Here is a 20168-nt window from a genome sequence, read left to right as displayed (position 1 = left end):
ATTGCCACAGGAGAATTGCCATGCCACGTTCCTTACAGAGTACCGAAACCGCACTCAGCGCCGCTAACCTGCTGCCGCTGGCACGCCGCTACGCCGGGCCATTCTGGGCTTATGATGCGCAGATTATTCAGGCGCGTATTGCCCAGCTGCAGGCATTTGATGTGGTGCGCTTTGCGCAGAAGGCCTGCTCGAATACGCATATCCTGCGCCTGATGCGCGCAGCAGGCGTGAAAGTGGACTCGGTATCGCTGGGTGAGATCGAACGTGCGCTGGCCGCGGGTTACCAGCCCGGCGGTGATGAGATCGTCTTTACCGCGGATCTGTTCGATCAGCCGACGCTGGAGCGGGTGACCGCGTTAAAGGTGCCGGTTAATGCCGGATCGATCGATATGCTGCATCAGCTCGGCGCGGTCTCACCGGGACATGCGGTGTGGCTGCGGGTCAATCCTGGTTTTGGTCACGGCCACAGTCAGAAAACCAATACCGGTGGCGAAAACAGCAAGCACGGGATCTGGCATGCCGATTTAGCCGGGGCGCTGGCGGCGATTAAACAGCACGGCTTGCAGCTGGTGGGCATTCATATGCATATCGGCTCTGGCGTCGATTATGCGCATCTGCAGCAGGTCTGTGATGCGATGGTTGAACTGGTGATGGCGTCGGGTCAGGATCTGACCGCGATCTCTGCGGGCGGCGGCCTCTCTGTGCCTTATCGCTATGGCGAAGAGGCGATCGATACCGATCACTATTTCGGCCTGTGGGATGCAGCGCGGCAGCGTATCGCTCAGCATCTGGGTCACGCGATAAAGCTGGAGATCGAACCGGGCCGTTTCCTGGTGGCCGAGGCCGGTGTGCTGGTCTCTCAGGTTAGGGCGGTTAAGTCGATGGGCAGCCGTCACTTCGTGCTGGTCGATGCCGGTTTCAGTGACCTGATGCGTCCCTCCATGTATGGCAGCTATCACCATATCTCGCTGATGGCGGGCGATGAGCGGGCCATTGATGAGCAGCAGACTATCGACACGGTGGTCGCTGGCCCGCTGTGCGAATCGGGTGATGTCTTTACCCAGCTGGAGGGCGGCATGGTCGAACCACGCGCGATTCCGGCGGCAAAGGTTGGCGATTACCTGGTGTTCCACGACACCGGTGCTTACGGTGCATCCATGTCCTCTAACTACAACAGCCGTCCGCTGATCCCGGAAGTGCTGTTTGAGCAGGGCCAGCCGCGCGAGATCCGCCGCGCGCAGACTATTGAGTCGCTACTGGCACTGGAAATCAGCTAATCACCTCGCTCAGGCGGCCGGCGCGCCGCCTGTCAGCCATAGATCTCTTTGCGCAGCATGACCAGCTCCTCTGCCAGCTCGCGGCACAGCATTGCATTCATCAGATGATCCTGCGCATGCACCAGAATCAGCGTGACCGGCAATTTTCCGCTTCCCTCGTCTGCACCAATCAACGCGGTCTGAATTTTATGTGCCGCTTTTGCCGCGGTATCTGAAGCTGCCAGCGCCGCGTCAGCCCCGGTCCAGTCGCGTTTGCGCGCACACTGAATCGCCATCATCGCCGACGAACGGGCTTCCCCTGCATTGATCAGCAATTCCATCATGGTCTGTTCGTAATCCATAACGCCTCCGCTATTGGTATGCCAAATTGGCCGTTTTAATCATACTGGAATGCCAATAAGCGTTTCCGGGAGGCTCGTCACAGAAAAAACCGAGGGGATTCGTCATTTTGGTATGCCACTAACAGGGAAGACCACGACGATTACAGGAATACCGATCTTACATCTCTGAGGGTTGATCATGTCTCTACAGGACCGCCTTATCGATTCCCTGGGCAGCTTTGCTACCCGCTTTAACAGTTATCGCTACATCATGGCGATTAAAGCCTCATTCATTACCCTGATGCCGGTGATCATTGTTGGCGCTTTCTCGGTATTGATCTCTAACATGGTGCTGGACAGCAAAAATGGCCTTGCCAGCTTTGCCGCCCTGGCTTTTTTAGCTGACCTCAAGCCCATCACCAGCAGTATCAATTACGCCACGCTCAGCTTTCTCAACATTGGTGCGGTGTTCCTGATTGGTATTGAGCTTGGGCGCATCAACGGTATAAAAACGCTGTTTCCCGGCCTGCTGGCTATCATCTGCTTTGTATCCGTGACGCCGACCACCTTACAGATGATGGTCGATGGGCAGATGCACCTGGTCACCGACGTGCTGGCCAAACAATTCTCCGATACCAAAAGCCTGTTTCTCGGCATGTTTATCGCCATCCTATCAGTAGAGATCTACTGCCGCCTCGAACAGGTTGAGCGGCTGAAAATCAAAATGCCCGACACGGTGCCGCCCAACGTGGCCGCCTCTTTCTCCGCGCTCATCCCCTCAATCATCACCGTGACGCTGATAGCGACTTTTGGCTTTATCTTCCATCGCGTCACCGGCATGTACCTTTACGATGCGGTATACCAGGTGGTGCAGCAGCCGCTGGAGTCGGTGGTGCAGAGCCTGTGGGGCATTCTGATTCTGATGTTCGTCGCCCAGCTGTTCTGGGTGATTGGTATTCACGGCAACCAGATGGTGAAGCCGATCCGTGAGCCGCTGTTGCTGGGCGCGATTATGGTCAACATGACCGCTTTTGAGCAGGGAAAAGAGGCACCGAACATCATCACCATGCCGTTCTGGGATGTTTATATGAGCATCGGCGGCTCCGGCCTGACCATCGGGCTGCTCACCGCCGTGATGCTGGCAACGCGACGCAAAGAGATGCGTGAAATCGCCAAACTGTCGTTCGGGCCAGGCATTTTCAATATCAACGAGCCGGTTATATTTGGTATGCCGATTATGCTTAACCCGATACTGGCTATCCCTTTCATCATCACACCGCTAGTGACAGGTTCTATCGGCTACTTCGCTACGGTGATGGGATTTGCCGGGAAAGCCGTGGTGATGGTGCCATGGACCACGCCTCCGATTATCAATGCCTGGCTGTCAACGGCCGGATCGATGGGTGCGGTGGTGACGCAGATCGTCTGCATTCTGGTGTCAGTACTTATCTATCTGCCATTTGTGAAAGTCGCAGCCCGCCGCGCGGATGCAGCAGAAGCAGCGGAAGCAAAGAGCCTGCAACCTGAGCTGAACCCTAACCGAACGGAGGTGTTATGAGTCGTCAGACTGTCCACATACCTGAGAATTTCATTCTGGGAGCTGCTGCCTCCGCCTGGCAGACGGAAGGCTGGAGCGGAAAAAAAGCGGGGCAGGACTCCTGGCCTGACGCCTGGTATCAGCAGGATCGTCACGTCTGGCACAACGGCTACGGCCCGGCGGTTGCCACCGACTTTATCAACCGCTTTAGTGAGGATGTGGCGCTAATGAAGGCCAGCGGGCTGACCCACTACCGCACTTCAATCAACTGGTCGCGTTTCCTGATCGATTACGAAACCGCTACGGTCGATGAGGAATACGCGGCTTACTATGACCGGCTGATTGATGAAATGCAGCGCCAGGGCATTGAACTGATGCTCTGTCTGGAGCATTACGAGCTGCCCGCCACGCTGCTGGAGCAGTATGGCGGCTGGCAGTCAAAGCATGTCGTTGAACTCTTTATCCGTTATGTCGAACAGGTGTTTAAACGCTATGCCGGTCGGGTCACGCGCTGGTTTGTGTTTAACGAGCCGATTGTGGTGCAGACCCGCGTCTATCTCGACGCGCTGCGCTGGCCTTATGAGCAGAACACCCATAAATGGATGCAGTGGAACCACCACAAGAATCTTGCTACCGCCCGGGTAGTGAAGCTGTTCCGCGCGGCAGGCTATGCCGGTCGCATTGGTACCATACTCAATCCGGAAGTCACCTATCCGCGATCGTCAGCCCCGCACGACCAGAAGGCGGCGCATATTTATGACCTGTTCTACAACCGGGTGTTTCTCGATCCCGCCATTAAAGGCGAGTATCCGGCGGAGCTGCTGGCGCTGCTTGATAAGCATCAGATTGAGTGGGAAACCACCCCGGAAGAGCTGGCGATTATTGCCGCCAATACCGTCGATGAAGTCGGGCTTAATCTCTACTATCCGCATCGCGTGAAGGCACCGTCCCGCGCCTGGCATCCCGAGACACCCTTTCATCCCGCCTGGTATTACGAACACTTTGAACTGCCGGGGCGACGGATGAACCCTTCACGCGGCTGGGAAATTCAGCCTGAAATTATCTGGGATATGGCGCAGCGGATGCGCGATGAGTACGGCAATATCCCGTGGTTTGTGGCGGAAAGCGGTATGGGAATAGAGAACGAAGCGCAGTTCAAAAATGCCGACGGGGAGATTCAGGACGATTACCGCATCGCGTTTATCAGCGAGCACCTGCATCAGGCGATACGCGCCAGTCAGGCGGGGATTAACTGTCAGGGCTACATGCTGTGGGCGTTTACCGACAATGTCTCGCCAATGAATGCCTTTAAAAATCGCTATGGTCTTATCGAAATCGACTTAGATAAGCAGCGTCAGCGCCGTATGAAGAAATCTGCCCACTGGTTCCGTACGCTGCGCGACACGCAGCAATTTACCCTGTGGCTTGATGATGAGCCGAAATAACGCGAGGAAACGAGCATGAAACGAATTGTTCTGGCCTGTGCTGCGGGCATGTCGACCTCAATGGTGGTGACGCGGATGGAAAAGGAGGCTGCCGCTCGCGGACTGGCATTTCAGATCTACGCCATTCCGGAGCAAAACCTGCGTGAAGAGCTGCAAAACTACGGCAACGAGGTGGTGGTCGTGCTGCTCGGGCCACAGGTGCGCTTCAAACTGGAGGAGAACAGAAAACTCACCGACAGCTATCAGTTGCCCATCGCGGTGATCGATACGGTTGCTTACGGCACGCTGAATGGTGCAAAGGTACTCGATCAGGCGCTGGCTTTGATACACTGAGCCCCAGTTTGCGAGCCAGCCTCTCCGGTTCGCGGGCATTGTCGCGCAGGGAACCGCGGCAATGCCGTTAGCGCATTGATTGCAAAGGGTGACAGTGTGGACAAAGCCGAAGCGCCGCAAGAAAAAAAGCAGTATCAGGAAATTGGTCAGCACCTGCGTCAGCAGATCTGTGACGGGCACTATCCGGTGGGATCGCGCCTGCCGCCTGAACGTCAGCTGGCTGAAACCTGGGGCGTCAGCCGGACCATCGTGCGCGAGGCATTATTGATGCTGGAGCTGGAAGGTACGGTGGATATCCGCCAGAGCTCCGGCGTCTATGTGATGCGTATTCCTTCCGCCAGTGATGATGAAGAAGAGGCCTTCTTCCGCAGCGACGTTGGCCCGTTTGAAATGCTACAGGCACGTCAGTTGCTGGAGAGCAATATTGCAGCCTTTGCCGCAAAAATGGCGACCAAAGCGGACATTGAAAATCTGCGCCGAACGCTGGAACAGGAGCAGCGTGCTATCGCCGCCAACGACAGCAGTCAGGACAACGACAAGTTGTTTCATCTGCTGCTGGCGGGTGCCAGTCAGAATCAGATGCTGCTCGATACCGTCACCAGCATCTGGCGACATCATGACAGTAGCCCGCTCTGGCAGCAGCTGCGCCCGCAGTTTGAAACCCGCGCCTATCGCCTGAAGTGGCTTGGCGATCACCAGACTATCCTGGCCGCTCTGCGTCGGCGTGATGTGATGGGGGCCTGGCAATCTACCTGGCAGCACCTTGAGAACGTCAAGAATACGCTGCTGGAGCTTTCCGACGCCGATGCGCCTGACTTTGATGGCTACCTGTTTGATTCAGTCCCGATCTTTCAGGGGAAACTGATGTGATTGAGATTGTATCGCTCAGCGATGCCCCCCAATTTGCCGATCAGATCATCGACTGGCAGTGGCGCGCATTTGGTGAAGCCACCAGCCGGGCGTTCTTTGCCAGTGTGGTGAACAGCAGCCTTATCGGTGCTGATTTTCCGGTGACTTTCGTTGCCGTGGAGGCGGGCAGGGCAGTCGGCACGGTGGGATTCTGGCGCTGCGACCTGATCAGCCGTCAGGATCTTTTCCCCTGGCTGGCGGCGCTCTATATTGATGAGTCGGTGCGCGGCAAAGGTGTCAGTGAAGCACTGCAGCAGCATGTCATCGCCTATGCGCAGGCACAGGGCTATCCACGGCTGTGGTTATGGTCAACGTTTGGGGGCTACTACGAACGTTATGGCTGGCTGCCACAGGGCGAAGCGCTGGAGTATCCCGCTAAGCCGGTAAAACTCTATTATCGCGACCTGTAAGTGATGCCAGCCGCCATCGCGGCAGCTGGCAACAGAACGCTCAGGGAGCCGGATAAGTATAACGACGGTGGATCGCCTCAATGCCTTCCAGGATCTCTGCATTTAAGGTCAGATTGAAGCTGTCGATATTGATCTGCAACTGTTCAGGCGTAGTGGCGCCCAGCAGCGTGCTGGCCACAAACGGCTGCTGACGCACATAGGCCAGGGCCATCTGCGACGGGTCGATCTGATGCTGCTGAGCCAGTGCCACATATTCGGCAATCGCCTTTTGTGACTGCTCGCCGCTGTAGCGGGTAAAGCGGCTGAACAACGTGTTGCGTGCGCCCGCAGGCTGCGCGCCATTCAGGTATTTGCCGCTCAGCGTTCCAAACGCCAGGCTGGAATACGCCAGCAGCTCTACGCCTTCATGCTGGCTGATTTCGGCCAGACCCACTTCAAAGCTGCGGTTCAGCAGGCTGTAGGGATTCTGAATGCTGATAATGCGCGGCAGCTCATGCTTCTCCGCCAGCTGCAGATAGCGCATCACGCCCCACGCGGTTTCGTTCGACACCCCGATATAGCGGATCTTACCAGCGCGCACCTGTTCGGTCAGCGCTTCCAGCGTCTCCAGCAGCGTCACCTGAGCAGTGGTTTCGCTGTACTGATAGCCAAGCTTGCCAAAATAGTTGGTCTGACGCTGTGGCCAGTGCAGCTGGTAGAGGTCAAGGTAGTCAGTATTCAGGCGTTTCAGGCTGGCATCGAGTGCTGCGCGGATGTTTTTACGGTCCAGCGCCATATCCGGGCGAATCGACGCATCATTGCCACGTGAAGGCCCGGCCACTTTACTGGCAAGAATGATTTTGTCGCGGCTGCCGCGCTGTTTAAGCCAGCTGCCAATATATTGTTCGGTCAGACCCTGGGTTTCCGGACGCGGGGGCACCGGATACATCTCGGCAGTATCAATAAAGTTGATGCCGGAACGGATAGCTAAATCCAGTTGAGCATGGGCGTCGGCTTCGCTGTTCTGTTCGCCAAACGTCATGGTGCCCAACCCCAGCTGACTCACTTCCAGCGTGCTGTGGGGAATACGATGATAGTGCATTGCCAGCTTCCTTTTCTTTATGGAATGGAATGTTGTGTCCTCAGGGACTATAGCGCGAGCAATGGCGGGGAAGGAAGGGGGAAAAGTCGGGGAAATCACCTGCCAGCCGGGAATCGGTGGCAGGTGATTAAATCGGGCACTTAACGTTCAATGATCGTAGAAACCTCATCGCTGTTAATCTGCACCATATGACCCGTCTGGTCAGTGTACTCCACCAGGCCGGTCTCTTTATCAATGCTCGGCTTGCCTTCGGTCATGATCATCCGGCCATCTTTGGTCGCCATGACATAATCAGAACTGCATCCACTTAAGAATGCGGCGGTTACCATCACCAGTGCTACTCCTGCCAACCCTTTCATCACGCCTAATCCTCACAAATGGTCAAGTGCAAACAGTGTAGTAATAAATGGTTTTGCCGGCAGGGTTAATCGTATGAATCTGAAAATAACCGGGCGAGCAGGCTCGCCCTTGACTTTATCAGGCGTGCTTTTTCTTACTGCGCATCAGGTTAAGACACTCAACCGCCATTGAGAAGAACATAGCGAAATAAATGTAACCTTTTGGTACGTGGACCGCAAAACTCTCCAGGATCAGGGTGAAACCGACCAGAATCAGGAAAGAGAGAGCCAGCATTTTCACTGACGGATGGCGGTCAACAAACTCACCGATCGCGCGCGCAGCGAACATCATCATCAGCACGGCAATAACCACCGCCGCCATCATAATGAACAGATGATCGGAGAGGCCGATGGCCGTGATCACCGAGTCGAGGCTGAAAATAATGTCGAGCATCATGATCTGCACAATCGCACCCAGGAAGGAATGGACGCGGGTGTTGTGTTCGCCTTCGCTGCCTTCGATCGTTTCATGGATCTCCATGCTCGATTTCCACAGCAGGAACAGTCCGCCAAACAGCAGAATCAGATCGCGCGCCGAGAACGCATGATCCATCAGCGTAAAGAGCGGGTTAGTCAGACGGGCTACCCACGCGATAGAAGCCAGCAGGCCAAGACGCATCAGCATCGCGCCCATCAGACCAATGCGACGTGCGCTGGCTTGCTGGTGTTTTGGCAGTTTAGCGACCACCAGCGACAGGAAAATGATGTTATCAATACCCAGCACCACCTCAAGGATGGTCAGGGTGCCCAGCGCCAGCCAGGCGTTGGGATCGGAAATCCACTCAAACATACCGACATTTAATCCTAAACGAAAAGTAAACGGCGATTATACGCATTCAATTCGCCGATCTCCCACAAAATTGCGACACATCAACGCGGGTGGCGACGTTCAGAGGAGAAAATGACGCGCCAGCAGGGGCCCGGTGAAGCTTTTCTTCAGGTAGAAACCGCGCGGCAGCGTCATGATTGGCTGGCCCTGATCGCCGATTCCTTCTGTCAGCGCTTTGCTATTGGCGGCTTTGGGCCGGATTTGCAGCCAGGCACCATGTCGCGCGGTAATCTGCTCTACGCGACCCAGCACAATCATATCCATCAGCTCTTCCCAGTCCTGTCGCAGCATCTCATCTTCTTCCGCATCGGGGCTCCATAACAGCGGCGCGCCGACACGGCGTTCCCGCAGCGGAATCTCACGCCCGCCTTCAACCGGGATCCACAATACCCGCGCCAGCTTGTGGCGCACATGGCTGGTGAGCCAGGTCACGCCGCTGTTGCCGGTCAGAGGTGCCACGCAGACAAAGGTGGTTTCCAGCGGTTTACCCTGCGCATCAATCGGGATGGTTTTCAGTTCGATACCCAGATGGGCAAAGTCCTGCTCCGCTTTGCTGCCTGCGCTGGCACCAAGATGCCACTCCAGCAGCATGCCGACCCAGCCCTTGTCGCGTTTGAGATCCGCAGGCATGGGCAGACCGGCGCGCGCGGCCAGGGTTTCCAGGGTCAAACCGGCTAAATCCTGCGCGCGTGCCAGCAGGCTGGCTTCATCTTCAGGTGGTCCTGGCTGGTAACTCATGGTGAACACTCGCAATGATTAAAATTTGTACAACAGCAGGTGAGTCACGTTTCTCACATAAAAAATCTGCGTCAGGGATCGATAATAACATGATAGATCGTGCTTTTTTTAGCGGATTGCACGCTCGCCGCCCCAGGTGCTTCAGGGTTATCCCAGCTTACCCGCAACAATGAACAGGATCTCCAGCCCGGTTATCCACAGAAAAATGGGATAACCACCGTCTGAGTGCGGTACTGGTTCCATTTACAGCCTTGACTTTTCACGATCTGGCCATAATTTCGCCGCTCTGGCCTAACCCTGAGCGATTATCTGTGGATAAAAAGCAGTGTGCTTATATTTTAAGCAATTGTCAGTTACCATGAAAATATTCACTGTTTATAAAAGATTTACTGGTAAGGTTTTTGATTTAATATCATTAAAAATCAAACGGATGTGTTGATGGTTCTTTTTGGCTCTTCAGCGTGCACGGAAAAGGTTATTCAGATAACTCCCGCGTTCTGCACAAAGCTATCCACAGAAAAGGTGAATAAGATCGATCTTTTTCTCGGTCATTGTTTATAACTTTGCCATTTTCTGTGAGTTATCCCGGCGATGATGGCTTAACCCCCCATGAATCCAGTGGTTTACCGCCTGTAAGGAGTGTGAAACAATCAGCTCATTCAAATTTTGCTTTGAGGTAGTCCGGTGATCGATGATGATGGCTACCGCCCGAATGTTGGTATCGTAATCTGTAACCGGCAGGGACAAGTGTTATGGGCCAGGCGCTTTGGACAGCACTCCTGGCAATTTCCTCAGGGAGGCATCAATCCCGGTGAAACCGCAGAACAGGCGATGTATCGCGAACTGTTCGAAGAGGTCGGATTACACCGGAAAGATGTTCGAATACTTGCTTCTACCCGTAACTGGTTACGTTACAAGTTGCCAAAACGTTTGGTGCGTTGGGACACAAAGCCGGTATGTATCGGCCAGAAACAAAAGTGGTTTCTTCTGCAGTTAATGTGTAATGACGCGGATATCAATGTGCAGCACAGCAGCACGCCCGAGTTCGATGGCTGGCGCTGGGTCAGTTTCTGGTATCCGGTGCGTCAGGTTGTCTCCTTTAAGCGCGACGTTTATCGTCGGGTGATGAAGGAATTCGCTGGCGTGGTGATGTCTATGCAGGAGAGTGCGGGGCAGCGAAATAATCCTGCCCATCGACGTAAGAGAGGATAGGCCACGCCCTTTATGCTCACTCAGTTGCGCGAAATTGTAGAAAAAGTGGCGAGTGCGCCGCGTCTCAATGAAGCACTCGACATCCTGGTTAATGAGATCTGTCTGGCGATGGATACGGAAGTCTGTTCCGTTTACCTCGCCGACCACGATCGTCACTGCTACTACCTGATGGCGACGCGCGGACTTAAAAAACCGCGTGGCCGCACCGTGACCCTGGCGTTTGACGAGGGGATCGTCGGTTTAGTAGGCCGTCTGGCCGAACCGATTAACCTTGCTGACGCCCAGAGTCATCCCAGCTTTAAATATATCCCCGCAGTGAAAGAGGAGCGCTACCGCTCCTTCCTCGGCGTGCCGATTATCAGCCGTCGCCAGTTACTGGGCGTGCTGGTGGTACAGCAGCGCGAGCACCGTCAGTTTGATGAAAGCGAAGAGTCGTTTCTGGTCACCCTTGCCACCCAGATGGCGGCATTGCTGTCGCAGTCGCAGATGGCTCAGCTGTTTGGTCAGTTCCGGCAGACGCGGGTGCGCGCAATTGCAGCTGCGCCTGGCGTGGCGGTGGCACCGGGCTGGGTGGATGAGACGCAGCCACTGCTCGATCAGGTTTCGGCTGCCTCAACGCTGGATGTTCATCGCGAACGTGAGCGTCTGTCGCTCGCCATGAGCGAAGCCACCAGTGAATTTCGTCGCTTCAGTAAACGCTTCAGCGCCAGCGCTCAGAAAGAGAGTGCGGCCATTTTCGACCTTTACTCTCACCTGTTAACCGATGCCCGACTGAAAAAAGATCTGTTCGATGAGATCGAACGCGGATCGGTCGCCGAATGGGCAGTGAAACAGGTGATCGAGAAGTTTGCTGAACAGTTTGCCAGCCTGACGGACACCTACCTGCGTGAACGCGCAGGCGATCTGCGGGTGCTGGGTCAGCGCCTGCTGTTTCACCTTGACGATACGCTGGTCGGGACCAATGCCTGGCCGGAACGCTTTGTGCTGGTGGCCGATGAGCTGACCGCCACCACTTTAGCTGAGCTGCCGCATGAGCGGCTGGCGGGCGTGGTGGTGCGTGACGGCGCAGCCAACTCCCATGCGGCGATTCTGACGCGCGCGATGGGGATCCCGACGGTCATGGGCGCTGACATCCAGCCTCATCAGCTCAACAAACGTTTGCTGATCGTCGATGGGTATCGCGGTGAACTGTTGATCGATCCCGAGCCGGTGCTGGTGCAGGAGTACCAGCGTTTGATCAGCGAAGAGAATGCGCTGAGCAAAATGGCGGAAGGCGTGGTCGATCAGCCCGGTGAGCTGAAAAGCGGCGAGCGCGTGCAGGTGATGCTGAATGCCGGCTTAAGCCCGGAGCATGAGCAGACGCTGGGCAACTGGGTGGATGGCATCGGTCTCTACCGCACCGAAATCCCGTTTATGCTGCAGAACGGCTTCCCGTCGGAAGAGGAGCAGGTGGCGCAGTATCAGGGCATGTTACAGCTGTTTCACAACAAGCCTGTGACGCTGCGTACCCTGGATGTAGGAGCAGATAAACAGCTACCCTACATGCCTATCAGTGAAGAGAATCCCTGTCTGGGCTGGCGCGGCATCCGCCTGACGCTTGACCAGCCGGAAATTTTCCTGGTGCAGGTGCGCGCGATGCTGCGTGCCAACGCCGCATCCGGCAACCTCAGTATTCTGCTGCCGATGATCAGCCATATCGATGAGATTGACGAAGCGAAAAAGCTGATCGATCGCGCAGGACGCGAAGTGGAAGAGATGCTGGGCTATACGATCCCCGCGCCACGCATCGGCATCATGATTGAAGTGCCGTCGATGCTGTTTATGATCCCGCATCTGGCGTCGCGGGTCGATTTTGTCTCGGTTGGCACCAACGATCTGACCCAATATCTGCTGGCGGTGGATCGCAACAACACCCGCGTGGCCAATCTCTACGACTCGCTGCATCCGGCGATGCTGCGTGCACTGAATACGATTGCGCAGGAAGCCCGTCTGGCCAATCTGGAATTGTGCCTGTGTGGTGAAATGGCTGGCGATCCAATGTGCGTGGCGCTGCTGGTCGGGCTGGGGTATCACCATCTCAGCATGAACGGCAAAAACGTACCACGGGTGAAATACCTGCTGCGCCATCTGGATCACGAAGAAGCGCAGCAACTCAGCGAGCAGGGTATGAATGCTCATACCGCCACCGAGGTTCGTCATCTGGTCTCGACCTTTATGGAGCGTCGCGGGCTGGGTGGATTGATCCGCGGCGGTCGCTAAGCGCCACTTCAGGCTATTTTATTTGCCATTCTGGCCCCGGGCAGTGCTCACACAGGCTGCTTTAGCAACCTGAACGCCCGTCAGGGCGGCCCTGAAGGGACGAGCACAGCGAGTAATCCTCACGTACTACGTGTACGCTCCGGTTGTTGCGCGCTTTTCGTGACCAGTCTGGTTGCAACAATGTACGCCTGACGGGTCAGACTCTGGGCGTTATCCGCGTTTACATTTGCGGGACAATTCACAAAACCGGCTGTGCTATGATGCGCAGCCTTAATTTATGTGCCTGACAACGCCCCTTTTCAGGGTTGAAAAATAGACGGTGAATGATGAATAACGGCTATATTGCATTTCCGCAGTTCGATCCGGTGATCTTCTCGATTGGACCGGTTTCGCTTCACTGGTACGGTCTGATGTATCTGGTGGGCTTTGTTTTCGCCATGTGGCTGGCTGTCCGCCGCGCCAATCAGCCGGGCAGCGGCTGGAAAAAAGAGGAAGTGGAGAACCTGCTTTATGCCGGTTTCCTGGGGGTCTTCCTGGGTGGACGCATCGGCTATGTGCTGTTCTACAACTTACCGCTGTTCCTGGAAAATCCACTCTATCTGTTTAAAGTCTGGGATGGCGGCATGTCGTTCCACGGTGGCCTCATCGGGGTGATTGTCGTCATGCTGGTCTTTGCCCGTCGCACCCGACGTAATTTCTTCCAGGTGGCTGATTTCATCGCGCCGCTGATCCCGTTCGGTCTGGGTGCCGGTCGTCTCGGCAACTTCATTAACGGTGAGCTCTGGGGCCGTGTCGATCCGGGCTTCCGCTATGCCATGCTGTTCCCTGGCTCCCGCAGCGAAGATGTCGCGCTGGCCGCCACCAATCCGCAATACCAGGCGCTGCTCAACACCTACGGCGTGCTGCCGCGTCATGCTTCGCAGCTCTATGAACTGGCGCTGGAAGGGATAGTGCTGTTTATCATCCTGAATCTGTTTATTCGTAAGCCACGCCCGATGGGCAGCGTCTCTGGCCTGTTCCTGATTGGCTATGGCGCCTTCCGTATTATCGTTGAGTTCTTCCGCCAGCCGGATGCCCAGCTTGGCCTGTTTGAAGGCGGAATCAGTATGGGACAGATCCTCTCTGTGCCGATGATTATTGCCGGTATTATTATGATGATCTGGGCGTATCGTCGTCGCCCGCAGCCACAATTTCGCGAGGAAAAATGAAACAGTATCTGGATTTAATGCAACATGTGCTGCACGAAGGCACGCCAAAAGCTGACCGTACCGGCACCGGTACGCTTTCAATTTTTGGTCACCAGATGCGTTTCAATCTGCAGGATGGTTTTCCGCTGGTCACCACCAAGAAATGTCATATCCGCTCGATTATTCATGAGCTGCTGTGGTTTCTGAAAGGTGATACCAACATCGGTTATCTCAAAGATAACAACGTCTCCATCTGGGATGAGTGGGCGGATGAGAATGGCGATCTCGGCCCGGTGTATGGCAAACAGTGGCGCAGCTGGGGAACGGCCAGCGGCCAGGAGATTGACCAGCTAAGCCAGGTGATGGAGCAGCTGAAGCGCGATCCCGACTCACGCCGGATTATCGTTTCTGCCTGGAACGTCGGCGAGCTGAGCGAGATGGCGCTGGCTCCTTGCCACGCGTTCTTCCAGTTCTACGTGGCGGACGGCAAACTCTCCTGCCAGCTCTATCAGCGCTCGTGCGACATCTTCCTGGGCCTGCCGTTTAACATCGCCAGCTATGCGTTGCTGGTACATATGGTGGCGCAGCAGTGCGATCTGCAGGTGGGCGACTTCGTCTGGACCGGCGGTGATACCCACCTCTACAGTAACCATCTGGAGCAGGCGCGCCTGCAGCTGACCCGCGAACCGCGTCCGCTGCCATCACTTGTTATCAAACGCAAACCGGCGTCGCTGTTTGACTATCAGTTCGACGATTTTGAGATTGAAGGCTACGATCCGCATCCCGCGATCAAAGCCCCTGTCGCCATCTGATTCGCGATAAAAGATAACGCCCTGGCACTTCGCCGGGGCTTTTTTTTGCCCGCAAACCGGTAAATCTGCGGCAACGCTCGCACGCTTCTGCCAATTCATGCTATTGGGGAAGATTCTCTGCGACGTGCTTTCCAGCCTGCCAAACCGCACCTTGTTTCATCTGTTCATCACCCGCACTCTGACACCATGAAAACAGCACACTTACGCGGTTTTACCCTGCCGGAACTGCTGCTGGTGATGGTGATTGCCGGCATGCTGAGCGTTGCCGCGCTGCATGGCTGGCAGCGCTGGCAACAGCGGCAGCAACTGCGCGACAGCGCTCAGCAACTGCAGGGATTCCTGCTTCGGCTGCGTGCCCAGGCCAACCGGCAAAATAGCGACCTGATTTTATGGTCACGGCCTGGCGATCCCTGGTGCATCGGTGCCGGAAGCCGCCCCGTTGCAGGCTGTGATAGCCGAAAACGGCTGCAATTCGTAGCGCCGCACGCTGGCGTTGCGCTCTATGACATCCGGGGTGAACCGGGCTTCTATGGCCGACGTAATGTGGCCCGGGCGGGCAGCATCGAGCTGGGTAACAGCGCCGGACGAATGCGGCTGATTATCTCGGCAAGAGCCCGTATTCGCCTCTGCATGACGGATGAGGAGACGTGCCGTTGAAAATGGCCGGATTCAGCCTGCTGGAGATGCTGATCGCCTTAGCAATCAGCGCCGTCGTGATGTTAAGTGCTGGCCGTTTTCTGCCGCTGCTGCTGGCAGAGAACGCCGGCGTGATGCAACAGGCGCAGCTGCGTCAGGAGTTACAGCAGATGATGGCGACACTGGAAAAAGCGGTGCGGCGTGCCGGTTATTGTCACGGTGAGTGTGGCAGTGGGGCGCTGCAAATCAGAGAGAACTGCCTGCTGCTGCGCTGGGATGAGAACAGCAACGGTAAATGGGAAGGGGTGAGCCATGCAGAGAGTGACTATTACGGTTATCGCCTGCGACAACAGCAGCTTGAGATGCAGCGAGGTGTTGACCAGTGTCAGTCAGCGGGCTGGGAGCGGCTCTCCGATCCCGCGTTTATGACGCTGGAGCAGTTCAGCGTCAGCCAGCAGGGCACGCAGGTCAGGATAGTGCTGCAGGCACGGGCCGGATGCTGGCTTGAAACGGTGGAGAGCTGGATTGAGGCAGAGAACCTGTGAAGCAGCGAGGCAGCAGCGCCCTGGGCATGGTGTTGATGATTATGGTCATCGGCAGCTTTACGCTGCATGCCAGCCGTAAGATGTCTGAGCAGGGAATGCGACTGCTGGCGGATGAGCAGCAATTTATTCAGGATTTCTGGCGGGCGCAGTCTGCGCTGCAATGGGGCTTCTCCCTGAGCTGGTCAGCCAGTGAGGCGGCCAGCTGTCAGCAGGATGATCGCCAGGGCTGGCGCAGCTGTTTACAACGAGGTGAAAAGGATGAAGGTCTGCTTAAAGGGGAGGCCAGCGGCAGTGGCATGGCAGTCTGGCAGTGGGTGCGGTTACGGGGCAATCAGATTACCGCGTTGCCGCACGGCTGGATTGACTACTGCCCGCTTACGCCCCCGGCCACCTGCCAGTAAGCGCGGTGGATTCAGCCTGCCGGAAGTGTTGTTTGCTCTGCTGTTAATGGCATTAAGCAGCAGCACGCTGTTGCACTATCATCGCGCACTGGCACTGGGATTCAGCCAGCAGTGGTATCAGCGTGAGGCATGGCGGGTGGCTGAGCAGCAACTGATGGGACATGAGAGCCCCGGCTGGACCTCAATACTGCAACAGCAGAGCGGCCCTTCAGGTTGCACACTGGATCGGGCTGACGTGACGGGGCCTTATCAGCGCAGTGCCACCCTGACGCGGCTGCGATGTTAACTCTTCCCGGTTGCCCTTTTGATGGGTTTCAACCGCGATACGCGGTAAAGTGACAGAGCCGCAATACCGCAGTCACGTTCTGAGTTATCACAGGAGTTTTCATGTTTCACGTTTATCACTCAAATCAGCTTGATGTGCTGAAGATTCTGGCGGCTGCGGTGATTAAACATGACCCTCTTGATGATCCTTTCGCCTCAGAAATGGTGCTGGTGCAGAGTCCGGGTATGGCGCAGTGGCTGCAGATGGAGCTGGCGCAAACCTTTGGTATTGCTGCTAATATCGAATTTCCGCTGCCCGCCAGTTTTATCTGGGAGATGTTCGTCCGCGTACTGCCCGATATCCCGGTAGAGAGTGCTTTCAGTAAGGCCAGCATGGGCTGGAAGCTGATGCACCGGCTGCCGGAGATGCTGAAGCATGAAGAGTTTACCTCTCTGCGTCACTATCTCCATGACGACGGCGACAAGCGTAAACTGTTTCAGCTCAGCTCCCGCGTGGCCGATCTGTTCGACCAGTATCTGGTCTATCGTGCCGACTGGCTCAACAGCTGGGAGCGCGGCGAAACCATTGAGGGGCTGGGCGAGGCGCAGCGCTGGCAGGCCGCACTGTGGCGCGATCTGGTGAGTTATACCCAGGCCCTGCGCCAGCCTGAATGGCACCGCGCCAACCTCTATGCGCGATTTATCCAGACGCTGGATCAGGCGAAAAGCACGCCGGAAAATCTGCCCAAACGGGTCTTTATCTGTGGCATCTCTGCGCTGCCGCCGGTCTATCTGCAGGCGTTGCAGGCGCTGGGACGTCACATCGACATCCATCTGCTGTTCACCAATCCCTGCCGCGATTACTGGGGCGATATTCAGGATTATGCGTTTCTGGCGAAACTGCAAAGTCGTCAGCGCCGACGTCATGGTGCTGATGAATCACGCGGACTCTTCCGGGATGCAGAGCAGGCACCGGCGCTGTTTAACGACGCTGGTGAACAGCAACTGACCAACCCTTTGCTCGCCTCCTGGGGCAAGCTGGGGCGTGACAACCTGTTTCTGCTCAGTCAGATGGAGTCAAACGACGACATCGATGCTTTTGTCGATGTGGAGCCGGACAACCTGCTGCACTGTATGCAGCACGATCTTCTCAATCTGCAGGATAACGCCATCATCGGACTGAATGCGGCGGAACTGGCACACAGCGATCAGAAGCGCTGCCTGGATCCGGAGGATCGATCAATTGCGGTGCAGGTCTGCCACAGTGCCCAGCGCGAAGTTGAAGTGTTGCAGGATCATCTGCTGGCAATGATGGAGGCCGATCCGACGCTGAAAGCACGTGACATCATCGTCATGGTGGCGGATATCGACGCCTACGCCCCTTTTATTCAGGCGGTGTTCGCCAATGCACCTGCCGATCGCTATCTGCCGTTTGCGATTTCAGATCGCCGTGCCAGTCAGGCTCATCCGGCCATTGTGGCGTTTTTGCATCTGCTGGCACTGCCGGACAGCCGTTTTGTCTCGGAGGATGTGCTGGCGCTGCTCGATGTCCCGGCGCTCGCTTCCCACTTCGCCATTGATGAAAGCGGCCTGCGTTTACTGCGGCGCTGGGTCAGCGAATCGGGGGTACGCTGGGGGCTGGATGATGCCAGCGTAGAAGCCCTGTCACTTCCGGTTACCGGCCAGCACACCTGGCGCTTTGGCCTGCAGCGTATGCTGCTGGGTTATGCGATGGAGAGCCACAACGGTGACTGGGAAGGAATTCTGCCTTATGACGAGTCGGGTGGTCTGGTGGGGGAGCTGGCGGGACATCTGGCCGAGCTGCTCTCCCGGCTTAATCACTGGCGGCAGCTGCTTGCCGAACCCCGGCCACTGGCGGCCTGGCTGCCCATGTGCCGGGAACTGCTCAATGCCTTTTTCAGGCCCGATGCAGAAACCGAGGCCGCCTTGCTGCTGGTGGAAGAGCAGTGGCAGCAATTGATTGAATATGGCATGGATGCGCGGTTTGAAGAGGCGATTCCGGTGGCGCTGTTGCGCGATGATCTGCGTAGCCGGCTTGATCAACAGCGCATCAGTCAGCGTTTCCTGGCGGGGCAGATTAACTTCTGTACCCTGATGCCAATGCGCTCCATTCCTTTTCAGCTGGTCTGTTTGCTGGGCATGAACGACGGCGTCTATCCCCGTACTTTAGCACCGTTAGGTTTTGATCTGATGCAGCAGCAGTCCCGCAAAGGCGACCGCAGTCGCCGCGATGATGACCGCTATCTCTTCCTGGAGGCGATGATTTCGGCGCAGCAGCAGCTCTATATCAGTTATATCGGCCGGGCGATTCAGGATAATACGGAACGCTACCCCTCGGTGCTGGTCACAGAACTGCTGGATTACATTGGACAGAGTTTTTATCTGGACGGTGATGGCCATCTTGAGCTGGATGAGAGTGCCGAACGGGTGCGGATGCACCTGCAGCACCTGCACAGCCGGATGCCGTTTGCCGCCGAGAATTTCCAGCCTGCTGCCAGACTGCAAAGTTTCGCCCGTGAGTGGCTGCCTGCTGCGCGAGGCGCGGGGCAGCCGCAGCCCGATTTTGTGCAGCCGCTGGAGGCGCCGTTAATTGACGCGCTGACGCTGGAGGCGTTCCTGCGCTTCTGGCGACATCCGGTCCGGGCCTGGTTCCACCAGCGGCTTGGCGTGAGTTTCTGGCTGGAGGAGAACGAACTGCCCGACAGCGAGCCGTTTGCGCTCGACAACCTTGAGCGTTATCAGATTAACGCGCAGTTGCTGAATGCCCTGGTCGAAGGCGAGGATACTCAGCGGCTTTATGCGCACCATCGTGCGGCCGGTAATCTGCCTTATGGCGCGTTCGGTGAGCTGTTCTGGCAGGCGCAGCGCGATGAGATGCAGGAAGTAGCGGCAGAAGTGGTCACCCAGCGCAGCGACGGCGAGAGCTGGGAAGTGAATCTGCAACTGGAGCAGGTCAGCTTAACCGGGTGGCTGACGCAGGTTCAGAGCGATGGATTGCTGCGCTGGCGGCCTGGCGTACTCAACATGAACGACGGACTGCTACTCTGGCTGGAACATCTGGTCTACTGCGCGCTGGGCGGCACCGGCAGCAGCCGGATGTTTGGCCGGCAGCAGAGCCGCTGGTGCTTCCTTGCTGTGCCGCAGGCAGAGGCGATTGCTGCGCTGAATGAGTATGTCACGGGGTATCTCGCGGGTATGCGTCAGCCGCTGATGCTGCTTAACAAAAGTGGCGGCGCATGGCTGACCGCCAGCTACGACAAAAAAAGTCAGCAGTTACTGACTGATGAGGCAACCCAGCTTAAGGCGCGTAATCGCCTGCTGACGGCCTGGTCAGGCAACTATCAGCTTGAGGGTGAAGGCAGCGATCCCTATCTGCAACGTCTTTGCCGGGTGCTGGATGAGCCACAACTACAGCAGATAACTGAGGCGGCACAGCGCTGGTATTTACCGGTACTGGCTGCACATCAGGATGATGAATAGCCGATCAGAAGGCGTTTTTGCTGACTGACTCATTACACAGAAATTTTGCTCTGCTTTGAGCCGCCGCGTCCGAC

Annotated in this window: 20 protein-coding genes; 15 read left to right on the top strand and 5 right to left on the bottom strand. The window is 56.5% G+C overall.

What is annotated here, in order from left to right; translation table 11 throughout:
• Positions 1-20 precede the first annotated feature (20 nt).
• Positions 21-1277 carry a diaminopimelate decarboxylase gene (gene lysA, locus PAG01S_RS09070; protein WP_062758372.1) on the top strand — a complete coding sequence of 419 codons (1257 nt, stop codon included), beginning with the start codon at positions 21-23 and terminating at the stop codon, positions 1275-1277.
• Positions 1278-1309: 32 nt separating this feature from the next.
• Here lysA and PAG01S_RS09065 read toward each other — a convergent pair whose 3' ends face one another.
• On the bottom strand, positions 1310-1618 hold the full coding sequence (locus PAG01S_RS09065) for a PTS lactose/cellobiose transporter subunit IIA (protein WP_010671044.1): 309 nt from the start codon (positions 1616-1618) through the stop codon (positions 1310-1312).
• A 178-nt stretch (positions 1619-1796) separates the two neighbouring features.
• Here PAG01S_RS09065 and PAG01S_RS09060 point away from each other — a divergent pair, with 178 nt between their 5' ends.
• The 5 genes from PAG01S_RS09060 to PAG01S_RS09040 all read left to right on the top strand — a co-directional run bounded on the left by PAG01S_RS09060 (position 1797) and on the right by PAG01S_RS09040 (position 6231).
• Entirely contained in the window at positions 1797-3155 is a 1359-nt protein-coding gene (locus tag PAG01S_RS09060) for a PTS sugar transporter subunit IIC (RefSeq protein ID WP_010248669.1), read from the top strand.
• Positions 3152-4579 carry a glycoside hydrolase family 1 protein gene (locus PAG01S_RS09055; protein ID WP_033772527.1) on the top strand — a complete coding sequence of 476 codons (1428 nt, stop codon included), beginning with the start codon at positions 3152-3154 and terminating at the stop codon, positions 4577-4579. The genes PAG01S_RS09060 and PAG01S_RS09055 overlap by 4 nt, the downstream gene beginning before the upstream one ends.
• Positions 4580-4594: 15 nt before the next feature.
• Positions 4595-4912 (top strand): PTS sugar transporter subunit IIB, encoded by a 318-nt coding sequence (locus PAG01S_RS09050; protein ID WP_010248665.1) that lies wholly within the window; start codon positions 4595-4597, stop codon positions 4910-4912.
• A 96-nt stretch (positions 4913-5008) separates the two neighbouring features.
• Positions 5009-5782: an FCD domain-containing protein gene (locus tag PAG01S_RS09045; protein WP_010248663.1), complete on the top strand. Its 774-nt coding sequence runs from the start codon at positions 5009-5011 to the stop codon at positions 5780-5782.
• Positions 5779-6231: a GNAT family N-acetyltransferase gene (locus tag PAG01S_RS09040; protein ID WP_022623821.1), complete on the top strand. Its 453-nt coding sequence runs from the start codon at positions 5779-5781 to the stop codon at positions 6229-6231. Before PAG01S_RS09045 ends, PAG01S_RS09040 begins: the two co-directional genes overlap by 4 nt.
• Before the next feature lie 40 nt (positions 6232-6271).
• Here the strand turns inward: PAG01S_RS09040 and PAG01S_RS09035 are convergent, their stop codons facing one another.
• The 4 genes from PAG01S_RS09035 to mutH form a co-directional block, all read right to left on the bottom strand.
• The gene (locus PAG01S_RS09035) at positions 6272-7312 is read right to left on the bottom strand and encodes an NADP(H)-dependent aldo-keto reductase (protein WP_010248659.1); all 1041 of its coding nucleotides are present in this window, start codon (positions 7310-7312) and stop codon (positions 6272-6274) included.
• Positions 7313-7452: 140 nt separating this feature from the next.
• Positions 7453-7671, bottom strand: a complete 219-nt coding sequence (locus PAG01S_RS09030) for a YgdI/YgdR family lipoprotein (protein WP_003853956.1) — start codon at positions 7669-7671, stop codon at positions 7453-7455.
• A 118-nt stretch (positions 7672-7789) separates the two neighbouring features.
• Positions 7790-8500 carry a TerC family protein gene (locus tag PAG01S_RS09025; RefSeq protein WP_010248654.1) on the bottom strand — a complete coding sequence of 237 codons (711 nt, stop codon included), beginning with the start codon at positions 8498-8500 and terminating at the stop codon, positions 7790-7792.
• 99 nt (positions 8501-8599) lie between these two features.
• Positions 8600-9277 carry a DNA mismatch repair endonuclease MutH gene (gene mutH / locus PAG01S_RS09020; protein ID WP_010248652.1) on the bottom strand — a complete coding sequence of 226 codons (678 nt, stop codon included), beginning with the start codon at positions 9275-9277 and terminating at the stop codon, positions 8600-8602.
• A 684-nt stretch (positions 9278-9961) separates the two neighbouring features.
• Between mutH and rppH the strand changes: the two genes are divergently transcribed.
• From rppH to recC, 9 genes are all read left to right on the top strand, one after another.
• Entirely contained in the window at positions 9962-10489 is a 528-nt protein-coding gene (gene rppH / locus PAG01S_RS09015) for an RNA pyrophosphohydrolase (RefSeq protein WP_009087042.1), read from the top strand.
• A 12-nt stretch (positions 10490-10501) separates the two neighbouring features.
• Positions 10502-12748 (top strand): phosphoenolpyruvate--protein phosphotransferase, encoded by a 2247-nt coding sequence (gene ptsP / locus PAG01S_RS09010; protein WP_010248647.1) that lies wholly within the window; start codon positions 10502-10504, stop codon positions 12746-12748.
• Positions 12749-13074: 326 nt separating this feature from the next.
• Positions 13075-13956, top strand: coding sequence for a prolipoprotein diacylglyceryl transferase (gene lgt, locus PAG01S_RS09005; protein ID WP_010671040.1), 882 nt, complete (start codon positions 13075-13077; stop codon positions 13954-13956).
• The gene (gene thyA / locus PAG01S_RS09000; RefSeq protein ID WP_062758370.1) at positions 13953-14747 is read left to right on the top strand and encodes a thymidylate synthase; all 795 of its coding nucleotides are present in this window, start codon (positions 13953-13955) and stop codon (positions 14745-14747) included. The genes lgt and thyA overlap by 4 nt, the downstream gene beginning before the upstream one ends.
• Positions 14748-14933: 186 nt before the next feature.
• Positions 14934-15404, top strand: coding sequence for a prepilin-type N-terminal cleavage/methylation domain-containing protein (locus PAG01S_RS08995; protein WP_062758368.1), 471 nt, complete (start codon positions 14934-14936; stop codon positions 15402-15404).
• On the top strand, positions 15401-15928 hold the full coding sequence (locus tag PAG01S_RS08990) for a prepilin peptidase-dependent protein (protein ID WP_170933481.1): 528 nt from the start codon (positions 15401-15403) through the stop codon (positions 15926-15928). Before PAG01S_RS08995 ends, PAG01S_RS08990 begins: the two co-directional genes overlap by 4 nt.
• Entirely contained in the window at positions 15925-16329 is a 405-nt protein-coding gene (locus PAG01S_RS08985; protein WP_033758709.1) for a DUF2509 family protein, read from the top strand. The genes PAG01S_RS08990 and PAG01S_RS08985 overlap by 4 nt, the downstream gene beginning before the upstream one ends.
• Positions 16289-16615: a prepilin-type N-terminal cleavage/methylation domain-containing protein gene (locus tag PAG01S_RS08980; RefSeq protein ID WP_244641243.1), complete on the top strand. Its 327-nt coding sequence runs from the start codon at positions 16289-16291 to the stop codon at positions 16613-16615. The genes PAG01S_RS08985 and PAG01S_RS08980 overlap by 41 nt, the downstream gene beginning before the upstream one ends.
• Positions 16616-16716: 101 nt before the next feature.
• Positions 16717-20094 (top strand): exodeoxyribonuclease V subunit gamma, encoded by a 3378-nt coding sequence (gene recC, locus PAG01S_RS08975; RefSeq protein WP_062758365.1) that lies wholly within the window; start codon positions 16717-16719, stop codon positions 20092-20094.
• Positions 20095-20168 lie beyond the last annotated feature (74 nt).

It is taken from the genome of Pantoea agglomerans NBRC 102470, from assembly GCF_001598475.1.
GTDB lineage: Bacteria > Pseudomonadota > Gammaproteobacteria > Enterobacterales > Enterobacteriaceae > Pantoea > Pantoea agglomerans.
This window is presented reverse-complemented; position numbering and strand designations above follow the sequence as displayed.

What these genes read in the sequence shown, in the direction of transcription:
- PAG01S_RS09025 (WP_010248654.1), bottom strand. Translation starts at nt 8,500, where the DNA reads ATGTTTGAGTGGATTTCCGATCCCAACGCCTGGCTGGCGCTGGGCACC.
- PAG01S_RS09035 (WP_010248659.1), bottom strand. Translation starts at nt 7,312, where the DNA reads ATGCACTATCATCGTATTCCCCACAGCACGCTGGAAGTGAGTCAGCTG.
- recC (WP_062758365.1), top strand. Translation starts at nt 16,717, where the DNA reads ATGTTTCACGTTTATCACTCAAATCAGCTTGATGTGCTGAAGATTCTG.
- lysA (WP_062758372.1), top strand. Translation starts at nt 21, where the DNA reads ATGCCACGTTCCTTACAGAGTACCGAAACCGCACTCAGCGCCGCTAAC.
- mutH (WP_010248652.1), bottom strand. Translation starts at nt 9,277, where the DNA reads ATGAGTTACCAGCCAGGACCACCTGAAGATGAAGCCAGCCTGCTGGCA.
- PAG01S_RS09060 (WP_010248669.1), top strand. Translation starts at nt 1,797, where the DNA reads ATGTCTCTACAGGACCGCCTTATCGATTCCCTGGGCAGCTTTGCTACC.
- thyA (WP_062758370.1), top strand. Translation starts at nt 13,953, where the DNA reads ATGAAACAGTATCTGGATTTAATGCAACATGTGCTGCACGAAGGCACG.
- PAG01S_RS09055 (WP_033772527.1), top strand. Translation starts at nt 3,152, where the DNA reads ATGAGTCGTCAGACTGTCCACATACCTGAGAATTTCATTCTGGGAGCT.
- PAG01S_RS08995 (WP_062758368.1), top strand. Translation starts at nt 14,934, where the DNA reads ATGAAAACAGCACACTTACGCGGTTTTACCCTGCCGGAACTGCTGCTG.
- PAG01S_RS09030 (WP_003853956.1), bottom strand. Translation starts at nt 7,671, where the DNA reads ATGAAAGGGTTGGCAGGAGTAGCACTGGTGATGGTAACCGCCGCATTC.
- ptsP (WP_010248647.1), top strand. Translation starts at nt 10,502, where the DNA reads ATGCTCACTCAGTTGCGCGAAATTGTAGAAAAAGTGGCGAGTGCGCCG.
- PAG01S_RS09050 (WP_010248665.1), top strand. Translation starts at nt 4,595, where the DNA reads ATGAAACGAATTGTTCTGGCCTGTGCTGCGGGCATGTCGACCTCAATG.
- PAG01S_RS09065 (WP_010671044.1), bottom strand. Translation starts at nt 1,618, where the DNA reads ATGGATTACGAACAGACCATGATGGAATTGCTGATCAATGCAGGGGAA.
- lgt (WP_010671040.1), top strand. Translation starts at nt 13,075, where the DNA reads ATGAATAACGGCTATATTGCATTTCCGCAGTTCGATCCGGTGATCTTC.